The sequence below is a fragment of the Curtobacterium sp. USHLN213 genome (assembly GCF_037144815.1).
In the GTDB taxonomy this organism is placed as follows: domain Bacteria; phylum Actinomycetota; class Actinomycetes; order Actinomycetales; family Microbacteriaceae; genus Curtobacterium.
Genome location: NZ_JBBCYQ010000018.1, coordinates 17,847 through 35,100 on the forward strand (window position 1 = coordinate 17,847; position 17,254 = coordinate 35,100).

The following is a 17,254-nucleotide window of genomic DNA, read 5'->3' on the forward strand; positions in this document are numbered from 1 at the left end:
GCCGACCCTGGAGTCCCGGGGTCGGCCGTCTCACTAGGCTCGACCCCATGGTCATGACACGGGCGTGGCGGAACGGCACCGCGGCGGAACGGGACTTCCCGGTCGACCGGATCTCCGAGCTCATCGCCGAGGACGGCACCTTCGTGTGGGTCGACTACACGGACCCCGATCCGTCCGACCTCGAGCACGTCGAGGCCGAGCTCGGCATCCACGCGCTCGCGGTCGAGGACGCCGTCGAGCGCGGCCAGCGCCCGAAGCTCGACCGGTACCGCGACAGCCTCTTCCTGGTCGTCTACGACGTGGGCGGCCTCGACCACGCCGGGGACCTCACCACGCACGAGGTGAAGGCCTTCGTGACCGAGCACGCCCTCGTCACGATCCACGGCAGCGACGTCGACACCGGGGCCATGGAGCGCCGGCTCGACGCGACCACGGACATCGCCGACCACGGCGTCCCGTGGTTGATGTGGGGCCTGCTCGACGCGGTCACGGACCACGCCACGAACACGGTCGAGGACATCGAGCGCCGGATCGACGCGCTCGAGGAGGACCTCTTCGAACACGGCACCCCGCGTGAGAAGCAGATCCAGCGGCGATCGTTCCGCCTCCGCAAGGCCCTGGGCGTCCTGCGCCGTCAGGTGGTCCCCACACGGGACAGCGTCGCCTCGTTGCTGCACGGGGACGCCGAGACGATCTCGGACGGCATCCGCCCCTACTTCCGCGACGTCGAGGACCACCTCGTGTCGATCACCGACTCCGTCGACCAGCTCCGCGACGCGGTGTCGAGCGTCCTCGACACGAACCTCAACCTGGCGTCGAACCGGCAGAACACGGTCATGAAGAAGGTGACGAGCTGGGCGGCGATCATCGCGATCCCGACGGCGATCACGGGGTTCTTCGGCCAGAACCTGAAGTTCCCGGGAATGGGCGAGTGGAGCGGGCTCTACTTCTCCCTCGGGCTCATCATCGCCTCATCGCTGACGCTGTACCGGGTCTTCAAGGCGAAGGACTGGCTCTAGAGCCGCAGCGCGAGGACCCCGGCGACGACGGTGAGCGGTGCCACGATGCACCCGAGCGCCATGTACCGCCCCCACGACAGGTGGACGCCCTCGGACGACAGTCGTGCGTGCCACAGCAGCGTCGCGAGCGAGGCCCACGGCGTGATGAGGCAGCCGGCGTTCACCCCGACGAGGAGCGCCGCGTAGCGCAGGGCCTCGTGCCCGGCGGCCGGCTCGAGCACCAGGTAGGCGGGCAGGTTGTCGATCGCGTTCGCCGCCAGCGCGCCGGCACCGCCGAGCACCAGGAGCGACCCCGTCCCGGTACCACCGGAGAGCGCAGCCACGATCGGGTCGGTGATGCCGGTCGTGTGCAGCGTCTCGACGACCACGAACAACCCGGCCGCGAAGACGAGCGTCGACCACGGCACGCGCGACGGCTTGAGCTCCGACGGCGCCCGGAAGGCCGCGACGACCACGAGCACGACCGCCGCGGCGATCGCGGCGATCCACACCGTGACGCCGGCGGTCAGGGCGATCACCAGCGCGACGAGCACCGCCGACGCCGACCAGAAGAACACCGGGTCGGTCGCCGCCCGGACCGAGACCGGCGTGTACCGACCGAAGAGCTTGCCGCGGAACACCACGAGGAGCACGGCGCACGGGACCACCACGCCGGCGAGGGCGGCCCACACCATGAGCCCGGCGAACGGGATCGGCCCGTCGAGCCCGATGCGGTCGACGGCGAGCAGGTTCGTCAGGTTCGACACCGGCAGCAGCAGCGACGCCGTGTTCGCGAGCCACACGGTCGTCAGCGCGAACGGCATCGGCGGCAGTCCGACCCGCCGGGCGAGCGTGATGACGATCGGGGTGAGGAGCACGGCCGTGGTGTCGATCGACAGGAACACGGTGCACAGGACGGCGAGCACGACCACGGCGCCCCAGAGCCCGATCGTCCGACCGCCCCCGACCCGTGCGGCGACGTCGGCGAGCCGGTCGAAGACCCCGGCGTCCGCCGCGAGTTCGGCGACGACGGTGAGTCCGAGCACGAAGGCCAGCACCGGGACGACCCGGTCGGCGAGCTCGGCGAGGTCGGACAGTGGGAGCAACCCGAGGGCGACGCACACCGCGCCCACCACGAGCAGGACTCCCCCGATGACGGCCTGGCGCACGACGACTCCTCCACGAGTGCGCCGGGCAGGGCGTCCGGCGGCGCTCCAATGTACTGGCCGGTAGCGTTGACGGGACGACGACAGGAGGAACCCGTGCGGAAGTTCATGTTCAGCGGTGCGGTGTGGAGTTCGATCATCAGCGGCTACAGCGTGGTGCAGACCACGCGGCAGGGCCCGCGTGACTGGCGCCTCGCGCTGACGTGGGTGGCGTGGATCGCGACGACGCTTGTAGCGATCGGCACGGTCGTCGAGGACGACCGCGCCGTCAAGGCCAAGCAGCCGTAGACCGCGACGCGACCCGGTGACGGATAGGAGGGACGGTGCCAGCTGGCACCGTCCCTCCCGTCCGTCTGTTCCGGGGCCGGCCGGTCAGCGCTCCGACCGCGGGATGTCCGAGGTCTGGATCGGCCCCGTGAAGAGCGCCGCACGGTCGTCCTGGTCCGGCGTGAACAGCGCGGACTCCGACGCGGTCGACGCCGCGCGCCGTCGCGGCGCCGCGACCTCGTCCACCATGAGCACCCGCTGGACCGGCAGCGCATCGGGATGGGTCCGCTGGATCCAGTCGACGAGCTCCTCGCGGATGTAGCAGCGCAGGTCGAACAGGGACGGCGCGTCGTGCGAGGTCGCGAGGACCCGGACACGCACGGACCCCTGCACGGCGTCGGTGACCTGCAGGACCTTCACCCGGCGGTCCCAGAGCTCGGTGCGGTCGAGGATCCGGTCGAGCTCGGCCCGCATCTCCCCCGGCCGGACCCGCCAGTCGAGGTCGAGCTCGACGGCACCGAGCAGCTCGCTGTTGGTCCGGGTCCAGTTCTCGAACGGCGTGCTCGTGAAGTACGTCGACGGCAGCACGAACCGCCGGTCGTCCCACAGGTGCACGACGACGTAGGTGAGGGTGATCTCCTCGATCCGCCCCCACTGCTGCTCGACCACGACGACGTCGTCGACACGGATCGACCCGGAGAACGCGAGCTGCATGCCGGCGAAGACGTTGCCCAGCGTCGACTGCGCCGCGAGGCCCGCGATGACGGAGATGAGCCCCGCCGACGCGAGCACGCTCGCCCCGGCTGCCTCGACCCCCGGGAAGGTCAGCAGGATCGCGCCGATGCCGATGATCACGAGCACCGCGACGGTCAGCCGGCGGATCACGAGGACCTGCGTGCGGATGCGGCGGGCCTGCCGGTTGTCCGGGACGTCGATGCGGAAGCGGTGCAGGCCGAGGTCCTCGAGGAAGATCGCGATCTGGCACGCCAGCCAGGTGCCCGCGGCGATCGTGGCGATGAGGAAGCCGTGCGACACCGGCGCGCGCCACGGGAAGGCGTCCGGCCGGTTCGGGACGCTCGTGACGAAGGCGGCCCAGAGGAGCACGACGAGCAGTTCGGTGCGGAACGGGTGCTTCATGCGTCGGGAGAGCACGGCCGCCCAGCGTTCCCGCCGCGCGAGTGCACGGAAGACGAGATGCAGGACGAGCGCGGCGGCGGCGGTGACGAGCAGCGCGACGCCGATCGCGACGAGGAGCCGGAGGAGGATGTCCATCCCTCCATCGAAGCGGTGGACGACGGACGTCGTTCAGGAACGCGACCACCCACATGACAGGAGGCGTGGCGCCGGACCGGCGCCGCGCCTCCTGGCAGGGGCTGCTGCTACTTCGTCGAGGTGAGCGAGTCCACGTAGTCCTGGTGCTCGGACGCCCACTTCGCGGTGATCGCCGGGTACTCGCTCGTCTTCGCACCGCTGTTCACGAGCGCGTTCTCGAGTGAGTAGAGCGTGTCGGAGTCCATCGCGAAGTCCTCCATCCACTTCGACGCCTGCGGGAACTCGTCGGCGAAGTCCTTCTTGGCGATGGTGTGGATCTCCTCGTTCTTGCCGAGGGCGCCCTTCGGGTCCTCCAGGTCCTTGATCGGGAAGGCGTCGTACGCCCAGTGCGGACGCCACAGCGTCACGACGACGTCCTCCTTCTTCGCGATCGCGGCCTTGAGGTCGGCGAGCATCGCCGGCGTCGAACTCGTGATGAAGTCCATCCCGTCGAGGCCGTACTTCGGGATCACCTGGTCCTGCACGACCTTCGTCTCGCCGGCCGCGGGCTCGATGCCGACGATCTTGTTGCCGAAGTCCGAGGCCTTCGCCTGCAGTTCGTCGATCGAGTCGATGTCCGAGTACTCCGGCACGGCGAGCTCGAGCGACGCCTGCTCGTTCCACGCGCCGAGGTCCGTGAGGTCCTTGCCGTACGTGTCCATGTACTCCTTGTGCGTGTTCGGCAGCCAGGTGTCGAACACGACGTCGTAGTCGCCGGATGCGAGGCCCGTGTAGGCGGGTGCGACGTCGGAGTTCGTGAGCTGGACGTCGTAGCCCTTCTGCTCGAGGACGTGCTTCCAGAGGTAGCTCGCGGCGGTGTCCTCGTCCCAGCCGTTGAAGACGACGACGTGCATCGACTTCTGGTCGCCGTTGTCGAGCGTGCCGGAGGCGCCGTAGTACCCGGGCGGCATGCACGCGGACAGGCCGAGGGCGGTGGCGGCGGCGAGCGCGGCGGCCGCGAGGGTGCGCTTGGTTCGCTTCATGATCTGTTCCTTCCTCACGCGTCGACGGTCTGGCGGTCGGTGACCGCTTCGGTGGTGGCGGCGGTCTGGGCGGTCGCCGCGTTCGGCGTCGCGGTCACGGTGGGCTTCCGCTTCGCACGTCCGAAGAGCCTGGAGGCGCGGCCCGAGTCACCGCCGAGCGCTGCGGTCAGGCGGTCCAGCAGGATCGCCAGCACCACCACCGACAGGCCGGCCTCCGCACCGAGACCGACGTCGATGCGGTTCAGCGAGGCGACGATCTGCTCGCCGAGTCCCCCGGCGCCGACCATGCCGGCGATGACGACCATCGAGAGCGACAGCATGATGACCTGGTTGACGCCCGCCATGATGCTGGCCTTCGCGAGCGGCAGCTGGATCTGGCGGAGGATGCGCCACGGGCTCGACCCGAACGCGGCGCCGGCCTCGACGACCTCGCTCGGGACCCCACGGATGCCGAGCTCGGTGAGCCGGACGCCCGGAGCCATCGCGAACACGATCGTCGCGACGATGCCGGGGACGACGCCGACGCGGAAGAGCAGCAGCGCCGGGATCAGGTAGACGAAGGCCGGGGTGGTCTGCATGAAGTCGAGCACCGGGCGGATGATCCGGCTGGCGGTGTCCGAGCGGGCGGCCCAGATGCCGAGCGGGATGCTGAACACGACAGCGAGCCCCGCGGCGACGATCACGAGGGCGAGGGTGTCCATCGCGTTCGTCCACTGGCCGACGCTCACGATGAAGAGCAGACCGACGGCGGCGCCGAGCGCGAGCTTCCAGCCCTTGGCGACGAACGCCAGGACCACGAGGATCGCGACGACCACCCAGAACGGCGGCGTGGAGAGGAAGTACTCCATCCACGCGTCCATCCACGTGAACACGTAGCGGACGACGTCGAAGAAGCCGGAGAGGTAGGTGGTGATCCAGTCGACGATCGCTGCGACCCAGGTGCCGAGGGGCAGGTGGAAGTCGCCGAAGGAGTTGGTACCGGGGGTGATCATGCGTGGTCTCCTTCGGCGAGGGTCGAGTCCATGTCGGAGTCGGAGATGCGGGTGACCGGCTCGAGCACCGGGATGGGCATCGTCGCCGTCGGCACGTTGCCGAGGGCGGCGAGCAGGGTGACGCGCGGGACGACGCCGAGCAGGCGCCCCTCGTCGTCGACGACCGCGATCGGCAGCGGCGATTCCACCGCGAGCTCGAACAGGTCGGTCAGCGCGGTCTCCGGCGCGACCCGGGCGTACTCGGTGTTGACGATGGCGTCGAGGTTCGTGTCGCCGGCCTTGACCTGGCGCATCACGTGCCGGTCGCGGACCCAGCCCTCGAGCTTCCGGCCGCGTCCGGTCACGAAGACCGCGGCCGTCTGCAGGTCGCGCATGGTCCGGAGCGCGCCACGCGGGCCGACGGTCAGCGGGACCGCGGCACGTGCGGGCTCCATGACGCTCGACGCGGTGAGCACGCGGGCACGGTCGACGTCCTGCACGAACTGGGCGACGTAGTCGTTCGCGGGGTCCGTGAGGATGTCCTCCGGCGAACCGATCTGCACGATCCGGCCGTCGCGCATCACGGCGATCCGGTCGCCGAGGAACATGGCCTCGTTGAGGTCGTGCGTGATGAAGACGATCGTCTTGCCGAGGCGCTGCTGCAGGTCGACGAGCTGCTCCTGCATCTCGCGGCGGATGAGCGGGTCGAGGGCGCTGAAGGCCTCGTCCATCAGCAGGACGTCGGTCTCGGCGGCGAGGGCGCGGGCGATGCCGACGCGCTGCTGCATGCCGCCGGAGAGCTCGTCGGGCTTGGCGTCCGCCCAGACGTCGAGTCCGACCAGGCCGATGACCTCGCGGGCCTTGGCCAGCCGGGTGGCCTTGTCGACGCCGTTGACCTCGAGGCCGTACGCGACGTTCTCGAGCACCGTGCGGTGCGGCAGCAGCGCGAAGTGCTGGAAGACCATCGACACGCTGGTGCGGCGGATCTCGCGGATCTCCTTCGGCGTCGCCTTGGTGACCGTCCGGCCGCCGATCTCGACGCTGCCCGCGGTCGGCTCCAGCAGGCCGTTCAGCATGCGGATGAGCGTCGACTTGCCCGAGCCGGACAGGCCCATGACGACGAAGATCTCGCCGGGACGCACGTCGAAGGACGCGTCGATGACGGCTGCCGAGCCGAGGTCACGGACCTCGTCACGGGTGGCGCCGTCGGCCAGGCGGCGGACCGCTTCACCGGGTCGGCGGCCGAAGACCTTGTAGGCGCCGTGCACGCGCACGGCCGGGACGTCGGTGGGGTGGTCCGGCGTGACGGCACGCCGGTCCTGGGGTGGTGCGATGGTCAACGGTGCTCCTCGCGGGACCGCGGCGCGAGGACGGCGCACGGCGGTACCGGTGGTTGCGGACGGGTCGCCCGGCACCGTGTTCGGCGGCATCGCATCGAGCCCGCGCAACGGCGCAGGGCGAGCGATCACGCACGCGGGGGTCGTACTCGGGACGGCCCCGGTCCAGCCGACCGTACGGCCACCGCTGTGCTGCTGCGGTGGACGCGTCCTGATCGTCGGTGTCCCCTGAAGGGACGTTCAAGGCTATCCGCGCTTGTCCCCCGTCGCGAATCCGGGTCCGCCGGAATCCCGGCACCGGTGTACCCCGTTCACGGCGTGTCGCCCATCGGTGCGGGGATCGCGATCGTGACCGGCTCGTTACTTTTCAGGAGACTCGCATGGTTGTGTGTCACCCCGGTTCGACGCACCTGTAGCGTGTCGCGCATGACAGCGCAGAACGACACCGGGGTGGACCGCGCGCCCGCGAACGACTTCTCGCACGAGCAGGAGGGCTACCAGCACGGGCTGAAGCCCCGGCAACTGCAGATGATCGCCATCGGCGGCGCGATCGGCACGGGACTCTTCCTCGGCGCCGGCGGTCGCCTGCACACCGCGGGCCCGGCCCTGGCGGTCGTGTACCTCATCGCGGGCATCTTCGCGTTCTTCATCCTCCGGGCACTCGGTGAGCTCGTGCTGCACCGCCCGTCGTCCGGGTCGTTCATCTCGTACGCCCGCGAGTTCTTCGGTGAGAAGTTCGCGTACGCCGCCGGGTGGATGTACTTCCTGAACTGGGCGATGACCTCGATCGTGGACACCACCGCGGTCGCGCTCTACCTGCACTACTGGGCCGGACCGCGCGCGATCCCGCAGTGGGCGCTGGCCCTCGCGGCGCTCGTCGTCGTGCTGGCCGCGAACCTCGTCGCGGTGAAGGTCTTCGGCGAGCTCGAGTTCTGGTTCGCGATCATCAAGGTCGCCGCCCTGGTGGCCTTCCTCATCGTCGCGCTCGTGTGGCTCGTGTTCGCGTTCCCGGTGGAGGCGGGCGGCGAAGCGGTCCGCACCGGCTTCGGCATCTGGGCGGACAACGGCGGCCTCTTCCCGACCGGCCTGCTCCCGGCGGTCCTCGTGGTGCAGGGCGTCGTGTTCGCCTACGCCGCGATCGAGCTCGTCGGCACCGCGTCCGGCGAGACGCAGGACACCGAGAAGGTCATCCCCCGCGCGATCAACTCGGTCGTCTTCCGCATCGCGGTGTTCTACGTCGGGTCGGTCGTCCTGCTCTCGCTGCTCCTGCCGTACACCTCGTACAAGGACGGGGTCAGCCCCTTCGTGACCTTCTTCTCGTCGATCGGCAACCCGCAGGTCGGCCAGGTCGTCGGCTCGATCATGAACTTCGTCGTCCTCACCGCGGCGCTGTCGTCGCTGAACGCCGGGCTCTACTCGACCGGACGAGCACTCCACTCGATGGGCATGAACGGCTCCGCGCCGAAGTGGACCACGAAGATGACGAAGGGCGGCGTGCCGTTCGCCGGCATCCTGCTCACCTCGGCGTTCACGCTGGTCGGCGTCATCCTCAACCTGTTCGTCCCCGGGCAGGCGTTCGAGATCGCCCTGAACATCGCGAGCCTCGGCATCATCACCGCCTGGGGCACGATCATCCTCTGCCAGATGAAGCTGCGGTCGTGGGCGAAGCAGGGGCTCGCGAAGGAGCCGTCGTTCAAGCTGCCGGGCGCGCCGTACACGTCCTGGCTGACGCTGGTGTTCCTCGCGACCGTCATCGTGCTCATGGCGATCGACTACCCGATCGGCACGTACACGATCGCGTCGCTCATCATCGTGATCCCGCTGCTCATCCTCGGCTGGTTCCTGCAGCGCGACCGCATCCTCCGGATCGCCTCGCTCCGCTCGGGCATCACGGGTCCGTACCCGGTGACCGGTCGGGACCCGGCGAACCAGGTGCGTCGGAGCGGCGGCGGCACGGACGGCTCCTCGACCGCAGCGACGGACGGTTCCTCGACCGGGTCCACGGATGCGTCCGCTGGTCCGGACGCCGGGTCGGACGCCGGGTCGGACGACCACCGGGCCTGATCACCGGCAGCTCTCCCGTCCGTCGGCTCGACCGACGAACGGGCGGAGTGTCCGGATAGCGAAACAGCGCGCCCTGGGCGTGCAGGAGGGTCCGGCACCCGTCGGTACGATCGGCGGGTGCCGGACCCATCTGTCTCCCCCACGCTCGACCTCCAGCTCACCTGGCGCGGCACCTTCGGCCGCGTCCGGGTGTTCGACGACCGCGTCGCCGCCGAGACCAGCTACGAGCGGGACGCCCTGACGCCGGTGCCGATGGAGTCCGTGCGGGGGTGGCGGATCGAACCGTGTGACTTCGACGCGGTGTGCGTCGAGTTCGTCACACCCGGGGAGACCTACCGGGTGCTGCTCGATACCACGGACGAGCAGGTCGCCGGGCTGGCGTTGCGTCGAGCCCTCGGCGCGCCGTTGCCGTCCGCGTCCTGAGACGGGCCGTCCTGCGACGGGGCGTCCCGGGACGGGACTCCTGACCGTCGATCGACGTCGTCGTGGCGGGACTCAGCCGTCCTGCGGCGCGAACTGCGTGACGCGGAACGTCGCACCCTGCGGGTCCTGCAGCTCCGCAGCCCGGGTCCAGAAGCCGTCCCACGAGCCCAGCACCCGGCCACCGAGCCGTTCGGCGAGCGCCGCGGCACCGTCGCGGTCCGCCACGCTGAACGACACGTGCCAGTCGTCGGCACCGGCGTCGAGCTTGTCGAGCGCGCCGATGACGTCGGCGAACCCCTCGGGCGCGCCGACCTGGCGTTCGCGGATGTCCGGGTCCGAGGTCGCCGCGAGGTGGTCGCCGTACCCGGGCAGGCGGACCATCGCGCTCGGGCCTTCCTCGATGCCGGAGACCTGCCAGCCGAAGAGCTGCTCGTAGAACCCGATCGCCCGCTCCGGATCGGTCGAGCGGAGGTCGCTGAACACCCACCCACCGGGGGCGTTGATGTGCTGCGCGCCGATTCGGGCGCGCGCCTGCCAGAGCCCGAACGCGGCACCACGGGGATCGACGCAGTCGACACTGCGGCCGGCCGCTCCCCCGGGTCCGGCGTCCTCGGCGGGACCAGCGGCGCCGCCGAGCTCCGTGACGCGACGGGCCACGGCGTCGGCGTCGTCGACCGCGATGTACGTGAGCCACGTGGCCGGCTCGTCACTCGACGCGACGGCACCGACCTCGTGCCCGTCGATCGACACGATGCGGTAGGAGCCCGGCGCCCCCGGCGGGAGTCGCTCCTCGAAGTCCCAGCCGAACAGCCCGCCGTAGAAGGCCTGGGCTGCGTCCGGGTCCGGCTGTCGGGCGTCGATCCAGCTGGGGACGCCCTCGGGGTACGTGCGCGGGGTCTGGTCGGTCATCGTCGCTCCCGGGTCCGCCGGCGCGTGGCCGGATGCCCAGGTCTACCGCGGACCACCGACGCCCTCGCACCCGCGCCCGCCCTCGCGCCCGCGCCCGCGCCCGCGGCTCAGTCGTCGGTGTCGACCTCGTCCGTGACGACCTTGCCGGTGCCCGCGTCGAGGCGGACGCTGTGCTTGGTGCCCGAGGCGTCGCGCACGTCGCCCTCCCAGACGACCTTCCCGAGGTGGTCGTCGAGCCCGAGCTCGGTGATCGTGCCGGCGTGCAGGTCCTCGAACCGGCCGACCGCGTCGTCCACGGTCAGGTCGGCCGCGGCCGTGAAGCGCTCGTTCTCGGCCCGGTCGTCGGCGTCCGAGGTCTCGGTCCGCGGCGATCCGGACACCGCCGTGCCGGCCTCGTTCGTGTGCACCTCGTGCTCGGTGCCGTCGTCGGTGACGACCAGCACTTCGTACGCGGTGCCGTTCTGCTCCTGCTCGACCGAGATCACGGTTCCCGACCCCACGGCGTCGCGGGCGGTGCCGACGGCGGCACGCAGGGCGTCGTTCGACGTGGCGGACGCAGCGGTCGCGCCGCCGGACGCCGATCCGGACGAGGACGACGACGACGTCGTGGACGATCCCCCGTCGGACTGCGCGGTGGAGCACCCGACGAGGGCGAGGGACGCCACGAGCGGCAGGGCGGCGATGCCGGCGACACGACGGGTGGAGCGGGCTGTGGTGGTGCGGAGTGCGTTCATGCGACCAGGGTGCCGGGCGGGTGCTGAAGCACGGCTGAAACCCCCTGGTCAGCCGCCGAGTGCGATGCGGACCGCGAACCGGGCGCCGCCGAGGGGCGAGTCCGCCACGACGACGTCCCCGCCGTGTGCCCGGACGGCGTCCTGGACGATCGCGAGGCCGAGCCCCGCGCCGCCCGCGTCCCGGCTGCGCGCCTCGTCGAGCCGGACGAGACGTTCGAACACGCGGTCACGGTCCGCCGGGGCGATGCCCGCGCCGTCGTCGTCCACCGTCAGGACGGCGCGTCCGTCCCGCTCGGCGAGTGCGACGACGACCCGACCCTCGGCGTGCCGGACGGCGTTGTCGACGAGGTTGCGGACCACGGCGGCGAGGAGCCGTTCGTCCCCGAGGACACGGGCAGGCCCGATCCCGGACCCCTCGACCCGGATCGACCCGGCGGTGCTCCCACCGAGCCGTCCACGCGCCCGGGCCACGGCGTCGAGCGCCAGGTCGTCGAGGTCCACCGGACGCCGGACGCCCACGTCGCCCTCGTCGAGCCGCGAGAGCTCGAGGAGGCCCGTCACGAGGTCCTGCAGCCGGAGCGCCTCCGAGCGCACCACCTCGGACAGCTCGACGACGTCGGCGCGGTCGGGGTGCGCCGCGGCGACCTCGGCGTGCTGGCGGATGGTCGCGATCGGCGACCGCAGCTCGTGGGAGGCGTCGGAGACGAACCGCCGCTGCCCCGCGGCGGAACGGTCGAGCCGGTCGAGCATGGTGTTCATGGTCGTGGCGAGCCGGGCGATCTCGTCGCCGGTGTCCGGGACGGCGACCCGGGCGTCCGGTCGTGCCGCGCGGATCGTCTCGACCTCGGTGCGCATGCGTTCGACCGGGCGCAGCGCCCGGCCGGTGACCACCCACGTGACGGCCCCCATCACGAGCACGAGCACCGGGACGCCCACGGCCAGCAGCGCGACCGCGGCACCGACGGCGGCGTCGGTCTGGTCGAGGGAGACCCCGTAGACCAGCGTCGCGTCCCCGCCGCCGGGCAGGTCGACGTCGTCGGCGACGAGCAGCCACCGCTCGCCGTCATGGGTCCAGCGGGACTCGTCGGCCGTCGGGAGCGCCGGTGGATCGGCGTCGTCCCCGTGGGCGAGGACGGACCCGTCGTCCCCCACGACCTGCACGAGGACGTCCTCGTAGCCGCTCACGACCCCGGCGCCGTCGGCCTCGACCCGCGCCGAGGCCTGCTCGAGCCCCGACTCCGCCGTGGTCCGCACCCCGTCGAGGAGGACGAGGCGGAGCACGACGACGAACGCCGCTGCGCCGACGAGCAGCGCCGCGAGCACGACGACGACCGCCCCGAGGGTGGTCCGCGCCCGGACGGACCGGAAGCGCCGGCGGCCGCCGTCAGCCACCGTCCGCCGCCAACCGGTAGCCGGCGCCGCGCACCGTCTCGATCGCGGTGCGACCGAACGGCCGGTCGACCTTGCGACGCAGGTGTCCGACGTACACCTCGACGATGTTCGGGTCGCCGTCGAAGTCGACGTCCCACACGTTCTCGATGACGTCGCGCTTCGAGCAGACCTCGCCGGCGCGGCGCGCCAGGAACTCGAGGACGGCGAACTCGCGACTCGTCAGCTCGACGGGCGTCGACGCCCGGCACACCGTCCGGGCGGCCGGGTCGACGACGAGGTCGCCGAGCGTCAGGACCGCCGGGCGCTCGCGCGCACCGCGGCGGACCAGGGCACGCAGCCTCGCCACGAGGACGGGGTGCGAGAACGGCTTCGTCACGTAGTCGTCGGCCCCGGCGTCGAGCGCCTCGACCTGGTCCCACTCGCCGTCCTTCGCCGTCAGCATGAGGACGGGCGTCCAGTCGCCGTCGGCACGGAGCTGCGCGCACACGGCCCAGCCGCTGAGGCCGGGCATCATCAGGTCGAGCACGATCGCGTCGTAGCCGAACTCGCGGGCGTGCCACAGTCCGTCGACGCCGTCGTGGGCGACGTCGACCGCCCACCCCTCGGCTTCCAGCCCGCGACGGACGCCGTCGGCGAGCCGCACCTCGTCGTCGACCACCAGGACACGCATGCCCCGATCCTGCCGTGCGCCGCTGAAGCAGGCCTGAAGCGTCCTGGACGCGACCGGTCGCGGGCCAGGAGGCGCGGTGCGGGCCGGCACCGCGCCTCCTGGCCGGCACCGGGTCGCGTCCACAGCCCCGTCGTCGCCGGGTCCCGGGACGGATTCGGGTTCTGGCCCGGCCTCCGGCGGCGACGGTACCAGCGCCGATCCTGCTCCCTCGGCGACGGACACGCTCGCAGCCGGCCGGGCCGGCGAGGCCGGTCGGGACCGGCTCAGACGAGCAGGAGGATCCCCGCGACGACGGCCGCGACGGCGATCGCCAGCGCGATGAGCAGCAGCACGAGGTGCACCGTGTAGAACGTCGTCGGCTTGCCGGCGGCGTCACGCGCCCGGGAGTCCTTCGCGACCCGCTGGAAGAAGCGCGGCCAGGTGACGACGTTGAAGACGGCACCGATGAACAGGACGAGGGCTGCGAAGACGGTCACCCGACGATCCTAGACACCGCGGGCACGGGGCCGGTGGTGCTCGGCCGCCCCCAACGCGGCCGAGTCCCACCCCGTGCTGCCACATCGCGTGTAGCACCTGCTACAGACCCTACACGGCGGCCCGGACGACGTCGACCCATCCAGTGGGATCGATGTCCCGTTCTGGTAACGACTGGCGCTACGCCGCGTCCAGGGCCGCTTCGGCGTCGGCCAGTGCCCGCTGCTCCGACTCACTCAGCGACTGCCGGGCGCGACGGGCACCGTCGTTGATCTCGACGATGAGCCGACTGAGCCGCGTCGCCGGATCGCCGGAGTCGGGGTAGGCGTTGTCGGTGCCGATCCGCGCGTGCAACGGCGTGAGGGCGCGCAGGGCGGTCTCCACCCGACGGGAGCGCCGAAGGCGGGAGACCTGGTGGCCGATGACGAGCAGGAGCATCCCGGACGACACGCAGATCACCGCACCCGGGGTCGTGACGTCGTAGGGCAGCGCGAGGGCCCGGGTGAGGCCGAGGTCGCCCAGGACGTGCGCGAGGTCCATCACCACGACGACGACCATCCGCACGACACCGAGGACCCCACCGAGCACGAGGACCCACAGGCCGACGAGGTCGGTGGTGGTGCGGGCCTCGCGCAGGTGCAGGACGCAGATGAGTCCGGTCGCGCCGAGCGCCACCCCGAGGTAGACCGTCTGCGCGATCGAGTAGACCGTCGCCGCCGGGTGCGATCCGGCGTCGAGCATGAAGGTCGTCGTCGTCGTGGGCTTGTCGAGGACGGTGAACGCCACGATCACCACCACGACGACGACCGCGCACGTCACGACGATCGCGTTCCGGAGCCACGGCCGTGCAGCACCGACGGCCTTCGCCACACCCCAGAGCAGGGTGCTCGTCCCCGCGACCATCAGGCAGTCGCTGACGACCGTGACCACGTTGGACCCGCCGAACAGCGGATCGAGCCACCGGTACAGCGGGTCGACGTTCGTGACGATCGTCGCGGCGAACAGCAGGAAGGTGACCGCGAGCGTGCGGTCCTGCCCGCGCTGCAGGACGAACAGCGTGACCGTGCCCGCGATCAGGAGCAGCGCCTGGACGAGGGAGACGATCACCCGAACACCCCGCGGAACGCGCTCGGACGGTCGCGGTGGCCGCGGATGAGCCCGGCGAGCCGGTCGGCGAAGACCTCGGCCTCGTGCTCGTACTCGTTCGAGAACAGCCCGCGGGCGAGTGCCCGCTCGACCTTGTACTCCGGCAGGTCCGGGATGACGTCGCGGATGTAGGCCGCCTGGGGTGCGTGGTCCTGGTGGCGGTGCAGGATGTGGCCGAGTTCGTGGCCGATGACGAACGACCGGAACGTCCGCGAGGCCGTCGGGGAGATCATCACCAGGTGCTGCCGCTCGAGCGTCGCCACGAAGCCGCACACGGGCTCGGCGGCGAGGAACGCCTCTTCGCGGACGACGATCGGCTTGCCGACCACCTCGGCCGCGGCGGCGACGGCCTGATCGACGTCGGACCACCCCTCGGCCGCACCACGCGCCCAGAACGCCTCGACGAGGTCGGTCGGAGCGCTCATGCGACGCTCCCCCGGGCGGACTCCTCCTCGAGCACCTCGGCGATGCGACGGAGCGCCTCGGGCGAGAGCTCACCGGGGAAGGTCCGGGCGGCGAACCCGCTGACACGTGCCGATCGGAGGGAGCGGACGAGGGCGAGCTGGGCGCCGATGCGCTCGGGGACGTCGCTGTCCTCGAGCAGGAAGCGCTCGTCGACCTCGAAGAAGACCGCGAGCAGGCGGAGCAGCCCGGTGTCACGGTTGCGACGGCCGTCGCCGGAGAGCATGTACGTCCACTTCGCCCGGGACAGCGAGCCACCCTGGGCCGCCACGTACTCCTCGATCGCCGCGAACGGGACGGGGGCGCCGCGCTGCGCTTCCTCGAAGTCGAGGAGGAGGTTCAGCCGGCGCGCGAGTTCCGCGGCGTCGAGCACGCCACCCCTCGGATCTGCTGTCGCCATGTCGATCGGACTCCTCCCCAGCCGCACGTCGTGCAGGACATGGTAGCGCGAGCCGCCGACGAGGACCTCGCTAGCCTCGACGGTGTGAGCACCCCGTACCCGTCCACGGTCGCCGCCCCGGTCGAGCACGAGATCGTCATCACGAAGTCGCGCTTCATCACGACCGTGGCACCGGTGTCCGGGGTCGCGGACGCGGACCGGGTGATCGCCGAGGTCCGCCGCCGGCGGTGGGACGCCCGGCACAACTGCACCGCGATGGTCACGGGCGTGCTCGGGGACCAGGCGCGGTCGAGCGACGACGGTGAACCCTCCGGGACCGCCGGCGTCCCGATGCTCGAGGTGCTCCGACGCCGCGGGCTGACCGACGTCGTCGCAGTTGTCACGCGGTACTTCGGGGGCGTGAAGCTCGGTGCCGGCGGCCTCGTCCGTGCCTACTCGACCTCGGTGTCCGAGGCCCTCGACCGCGCGACGCTCGTGCACCGTCGCGCCCTGACCCGGGTGACGGTGGACGTCCCGCACGCCGACGCCGGCCGGATCGACAACGTGCTGCGCGACTGGGTCCGGCACCACGGAGCCACGCTCGGCGACCCCGCGTACGGCGCCGCCGCGACGTTCGAGCTCTGGGTGCCGGGCGACGGCATCGAACCGCTGCGTGCCGACCTCGCCGCGACCTCGGCGGGAGCGCTCGACCCCGTGATCGGCGAGGAGCGCGTGGTCGACGTCTCCGCCGACTGATCCGCACGCGGAGTCGCGGCCGAATCGCACTCCGGGCGTGTCTCACCGTGCGGCACCGCACGCCGGGAACGACGAAGGCCCCGACTCGATGAGTCGGGGCCTTGCTGGTGCACCCCCTCGGACTTGAACCGAGAACCCACTGATTAAGAGTCAGTTGCTCTGCCAATTGAGCTAGAGGTGCATGTTGCGCTTCCGTGCTGCAACGGGAAACAACAATAGCATGGGTTTCGCGTGCTCTTGACCACTCGGGGCACGGACCACGAACAGGAGACCCATGACCGACCGTCTCGCCGCCGGCGACACCGCCCCCGACTTCACCCTGCCGGACCAGGACGGCACCGAGCACTCCCTCTCGGCCCTGCGTGGGAGGAAGGTCATCGTGTACTTCTACCCGGCAGCGTCGACGCCGGGATGCACCACCGAGGCATGCGACTTCCGCGACAACATGTCCTCGCTGCAGGCCGCCGGGTACGAGGTGCTCGGCGTCTCGAAGGACGACCTGCCGGCGCTCAAGACCTTCCAGCACGAGCAGGCCCTGACCTTCCCGCTGCTGAGCGACCCGGACCTCGCCGTGCACAAGGCGTACGGCGCCTGGGGTGAGAAGAACAACTACGGGAAGATCGTCACCGGCACGATCCGCTCCACGATCGTGGTCGACGAGGACGGCACCGTGCAGCTGCCGCTCTACAACGTCAAGGCGACGGGGCACGTGGCGAGCCTGCGGAAGAAGCTCGGCCTGGTCTGAGACCCGGCTGATCGACGGACGGGAGGCGGGGGGGGCGCGGGGCCCCCGCCCCCCCCGCCGCCAGTCC

Annotated in this window: 19 protein-coding genes and 1 tRNA gene; 6 read left to right on the forward strand and 14 right to left on the reverse strand. The window is 71.3% G+C overall.

All coding sequences use genetic code 11. The features are described 5' to 3' along the window. Positions 1-47: 47 nt before the first annotated feature. Complete coding sequence (locus WFH25_RS18375) at positions 48-1,019, forward strand: magnesium transporter CorA family protein (RefSeq protein WP_336698912.1); 972 nt, start codon at positions 48-50, stop codon at positions 1,017-1,019. Here WFH25_RS18375 and WFH25_RS18380 read toward each other — a convergent pair. Beyond that, complete coding sequence (locus WFH25_RS18380; RefSeq protein WP_071294932.1) at positions 1,016-2,167, reverse strand: SLC13 family permease; 1,152 nt, start codon at positions 2,165-2,167, stop codon at positions 1,016-1,018. The genes WFH25_RS18375 and WFH25_RS18380 overlap by 4 nt on opposite strands. A gap of 93 nt (positions 2,168-2,260) precedes the next feature. On the opposite strand from WFH25_RS18380, the gene WFH25_RS18385 reads away from it, so the two are divergent. Then, a complete protein-coding gene (locus WFH25_RS18385; protein ID WP_070418521.1) occupies positions 2,261-2,452 on the forward strand; it encodes a hypothetical protein in 192 nt (63 codons plus the stop codon). Between the two features lie 84 nt (positions 2,453-2,536). Here WFH25_RS18385 and WFH25_RS18390 read toward each other — a convergent pair whose 3' ends face one another. The 4 genes from WFH25_RS18390 to WFH25_RS18405 form a co-directional block, all read right to left on the reverse strand. Continuing rightward, positions 2,537-3,703 (reverse strand): mechanosensitive ion channel family protein, encoded by a 1,167-nt coding sequence (locus WFH25_RS18390; RefSeq protein ID WP_336698913.1) that lies wholly within the window; start codon positions 3,701-3,703, stop codon positions 2,537-2,539. A gap of 107 nt (positions 3,704-3,810) precedes the next feature. Beyond that, positions 3,811-4,725, reverse strand: coding sequence for a glycine betaine ABC transporter substrate-binding protein (locus WFH25_RS18395; RefSeq protein WP_336698914.1), 915 nt, complete (start codon positions 4,723-4,725; stop codon positions 3,811-3,813). Between the two features lie 14 nt (positions 4,726-4,739). Continuing rightward, positions 4,740-5,717: an ABC transporter permease gene (locus WFH25_RS18400; protein ID WP_309889531.1), complete on the reverse strand. Its 978-nt coding sequence runs from the start codon at positions 5,715-5,717 to the stop codon at positions 4,740-4,742. Then, a complete protein-coding gene (locus WFH25_RS18405) occupies positions 5,714-7,036 on the reverse strand; it encodes a quaternary amine ABC transporter ATP-binding protein (protein WP_267484330.1) in 1,323 nt (440 codons plus the stop codon). The genes WFH25_RS18400 and WFH25_RS18405 overlap by 4 nt, the downstream gene beginning before the upstream one ends. A gap of 423 nt (positions 7,037-7,459) precedes the next feature. Here WFH25_RS18405 and WFH25_RS18410 point away from each other — a divergent pair, with 423 nt between their 5' ends. Both WFH25_RS18410 and WFH25_RS18415 read left to right on the forward strand, forming a co-directional pair. Next, positions 7,460-9,097, forward strand: a complete 1,638-nt coding sequence (locus WFH25_RS18410; protein ID WP_336698916.1) for an amino acid permease — start codon at positions 7,460-7,462, stop codon at positions 9,095-9,097. A gap of 117 nt (positions 9,098-9,214) precedes the next feature. Then, entirely contained in the window at positions 9,215-9,520 is a 306-nt protein-coding gene (locus WFH25_RS18415) for a hypothetical protein (protein ID WP_070418517.1), read from the forward strand. A gap of 72 nt (positions 9,521-9,592) precedes the next feature. On the opposite strand, the gene WFH25_RS18420 is transcribed toward WFH25_RS18415, so the two are convergent. The 8 genes from WFH25_RS18420 to WFH25_RS18455 form a co-directional block, all read right to left on the reverse strand. Then, positions 9,593-10,429 carry a VOC family protein gene (locus WFH25_RS18420; protein WP_336698918.1) on the reverse strand — a complete coding sequence of 279 codons (837 nt, stop codon included), beginning with the start codon at positions 10,427-10,429 and terminating at the stop codon, positions 9,593-9,595. A gap of 107 nt (positions 10,430-10,536) precedes the next feature. After that, the gene (locus tag WFH25_RS18425; protein WP_336698920.1) at positions 10,537-11,163 is read right to left on the reverse strand and encodes a PepSY domain-containing protein; all 627 of its coding nucleotides are present in this window, start codon (positions 11,161-11,163) and stop codon (positions 10,537-10,539) included. A gap of 48 nt (positions 11,164-11,211) precedes the next feature. Continuing rightward, positions 11,212-12,555, reverse strand: a complete 1,344-nt coding sequence (locus WFH25_RS18430) for a sensor histidine kinase (protein ID WP_336698921.1) — start codon at positions 12,553-12,555, stop codon at positions 11,212-11,214. Next, positions 12,548-13,225 (reverse strand): response regulator transcription factor, encoded by a 678-nt coding sequence (locus tag WFH25_RS18435; protein ID WP_336698923.1) that lies wholly within the window; start codon positions 13,223-13,225, stop codon positions 12,548-12,550. Before WFH25_RS18435 ends, WFH25_RS18430 begins: the two co-directional genes overlap by 8 nt. A 263-nt stretch (positions 13,226-13,488) precedes the next feature. After that, a complete protein-coding gene (locus WFH25_RS18440) occupies positions 13,489-13,701 on the reverse strand; it encodes an SCO4848 family membrane protein (RefSeq protein WP_070418512.1) in 213 nt (70 codons plus the stop codon). 178 nt (positions 13,702-13,879) lie between these two features. Then, positions 13,880-14,806 carry a hypothetical protein gene (locus WFH25_RS18445; RefSeq protein ID WP_336698925.1) on the reverse strand — a complete coding sequence of 309 codons (927 nt, stop codon included), beginning with the start codon at positions 14,804-14,806 and terminating at the stop codon, positions 13,880-13,882. Beyond that, positions 14,803-15,270, reverse strand: coding sequence for an ImmA/IrrE family metallo-endopeptidase (locus WFH25_RS18450; protein WP_022905932.1), 468 nt, complete (start codon positions 15,268-15,270; stop codon positions 14,803-14,805). Before WFH25_RS18450 ends, WFH25_RS18445 begins: the two co-directional genes overlap by 4 nt. Next, positions 15,267-15,707 carry a hypothetical protein gene (locus WFH25_RS18455; RefSeq protein ID WP_336698926.1) on the reverse strand — a complete coding sequence of 147 codons (441 nt, stop codon included), beginning with the start codon at positions 15,705-15,707 and terminating at the stop codon, positions 15,267-15,269. Before WFH25_RS18455 ends, WFH25_RS18450 begins: the two co-directional genes overlap by 4 nt. Before the next feature lie 84 nt (positions 15,708-15,791). Between WFH25_RS18455 and WFH25_RS18460 the strand changes: the two genes are divergently transcribed. After that, entirely contained in the window at positions 15,792-16,442 is a 651-nt protein-coding gene (locus tag WFH25_RS18460; RefSeq protein ID WP_336698928.1) for an IMPACT family protein, read from the forward strand. 105 nt (positions 16,443-16,547) lie between these two features. Here WFH25_RS18460 and WFH25_RS18465 read toward each other — a convergent pair. Next, positions 16,548-16,623: transfer RNA gene (locus WFH25_RS18465), tRNA-Lys, on the reverse strand. A gap of 93 nt (positions 16,624-16,716) precedes the next feature. Here WFH25_RS18465 and bcp point away from each other — a divergent pair. Then, positions 16,717-17,187, forward strand: a complete 471-nt coding sequence (bcp, locus tag WFH25_RS18470) for a thioredoxin-dependent thiol peroxidase (RefSeq protein WP_336698930.1) — start codon at positions 16,717-16,719, stop codon at positions 17,185-17,187. Positions 17,188-17,254: the final 67 nt, after the last annotated feature.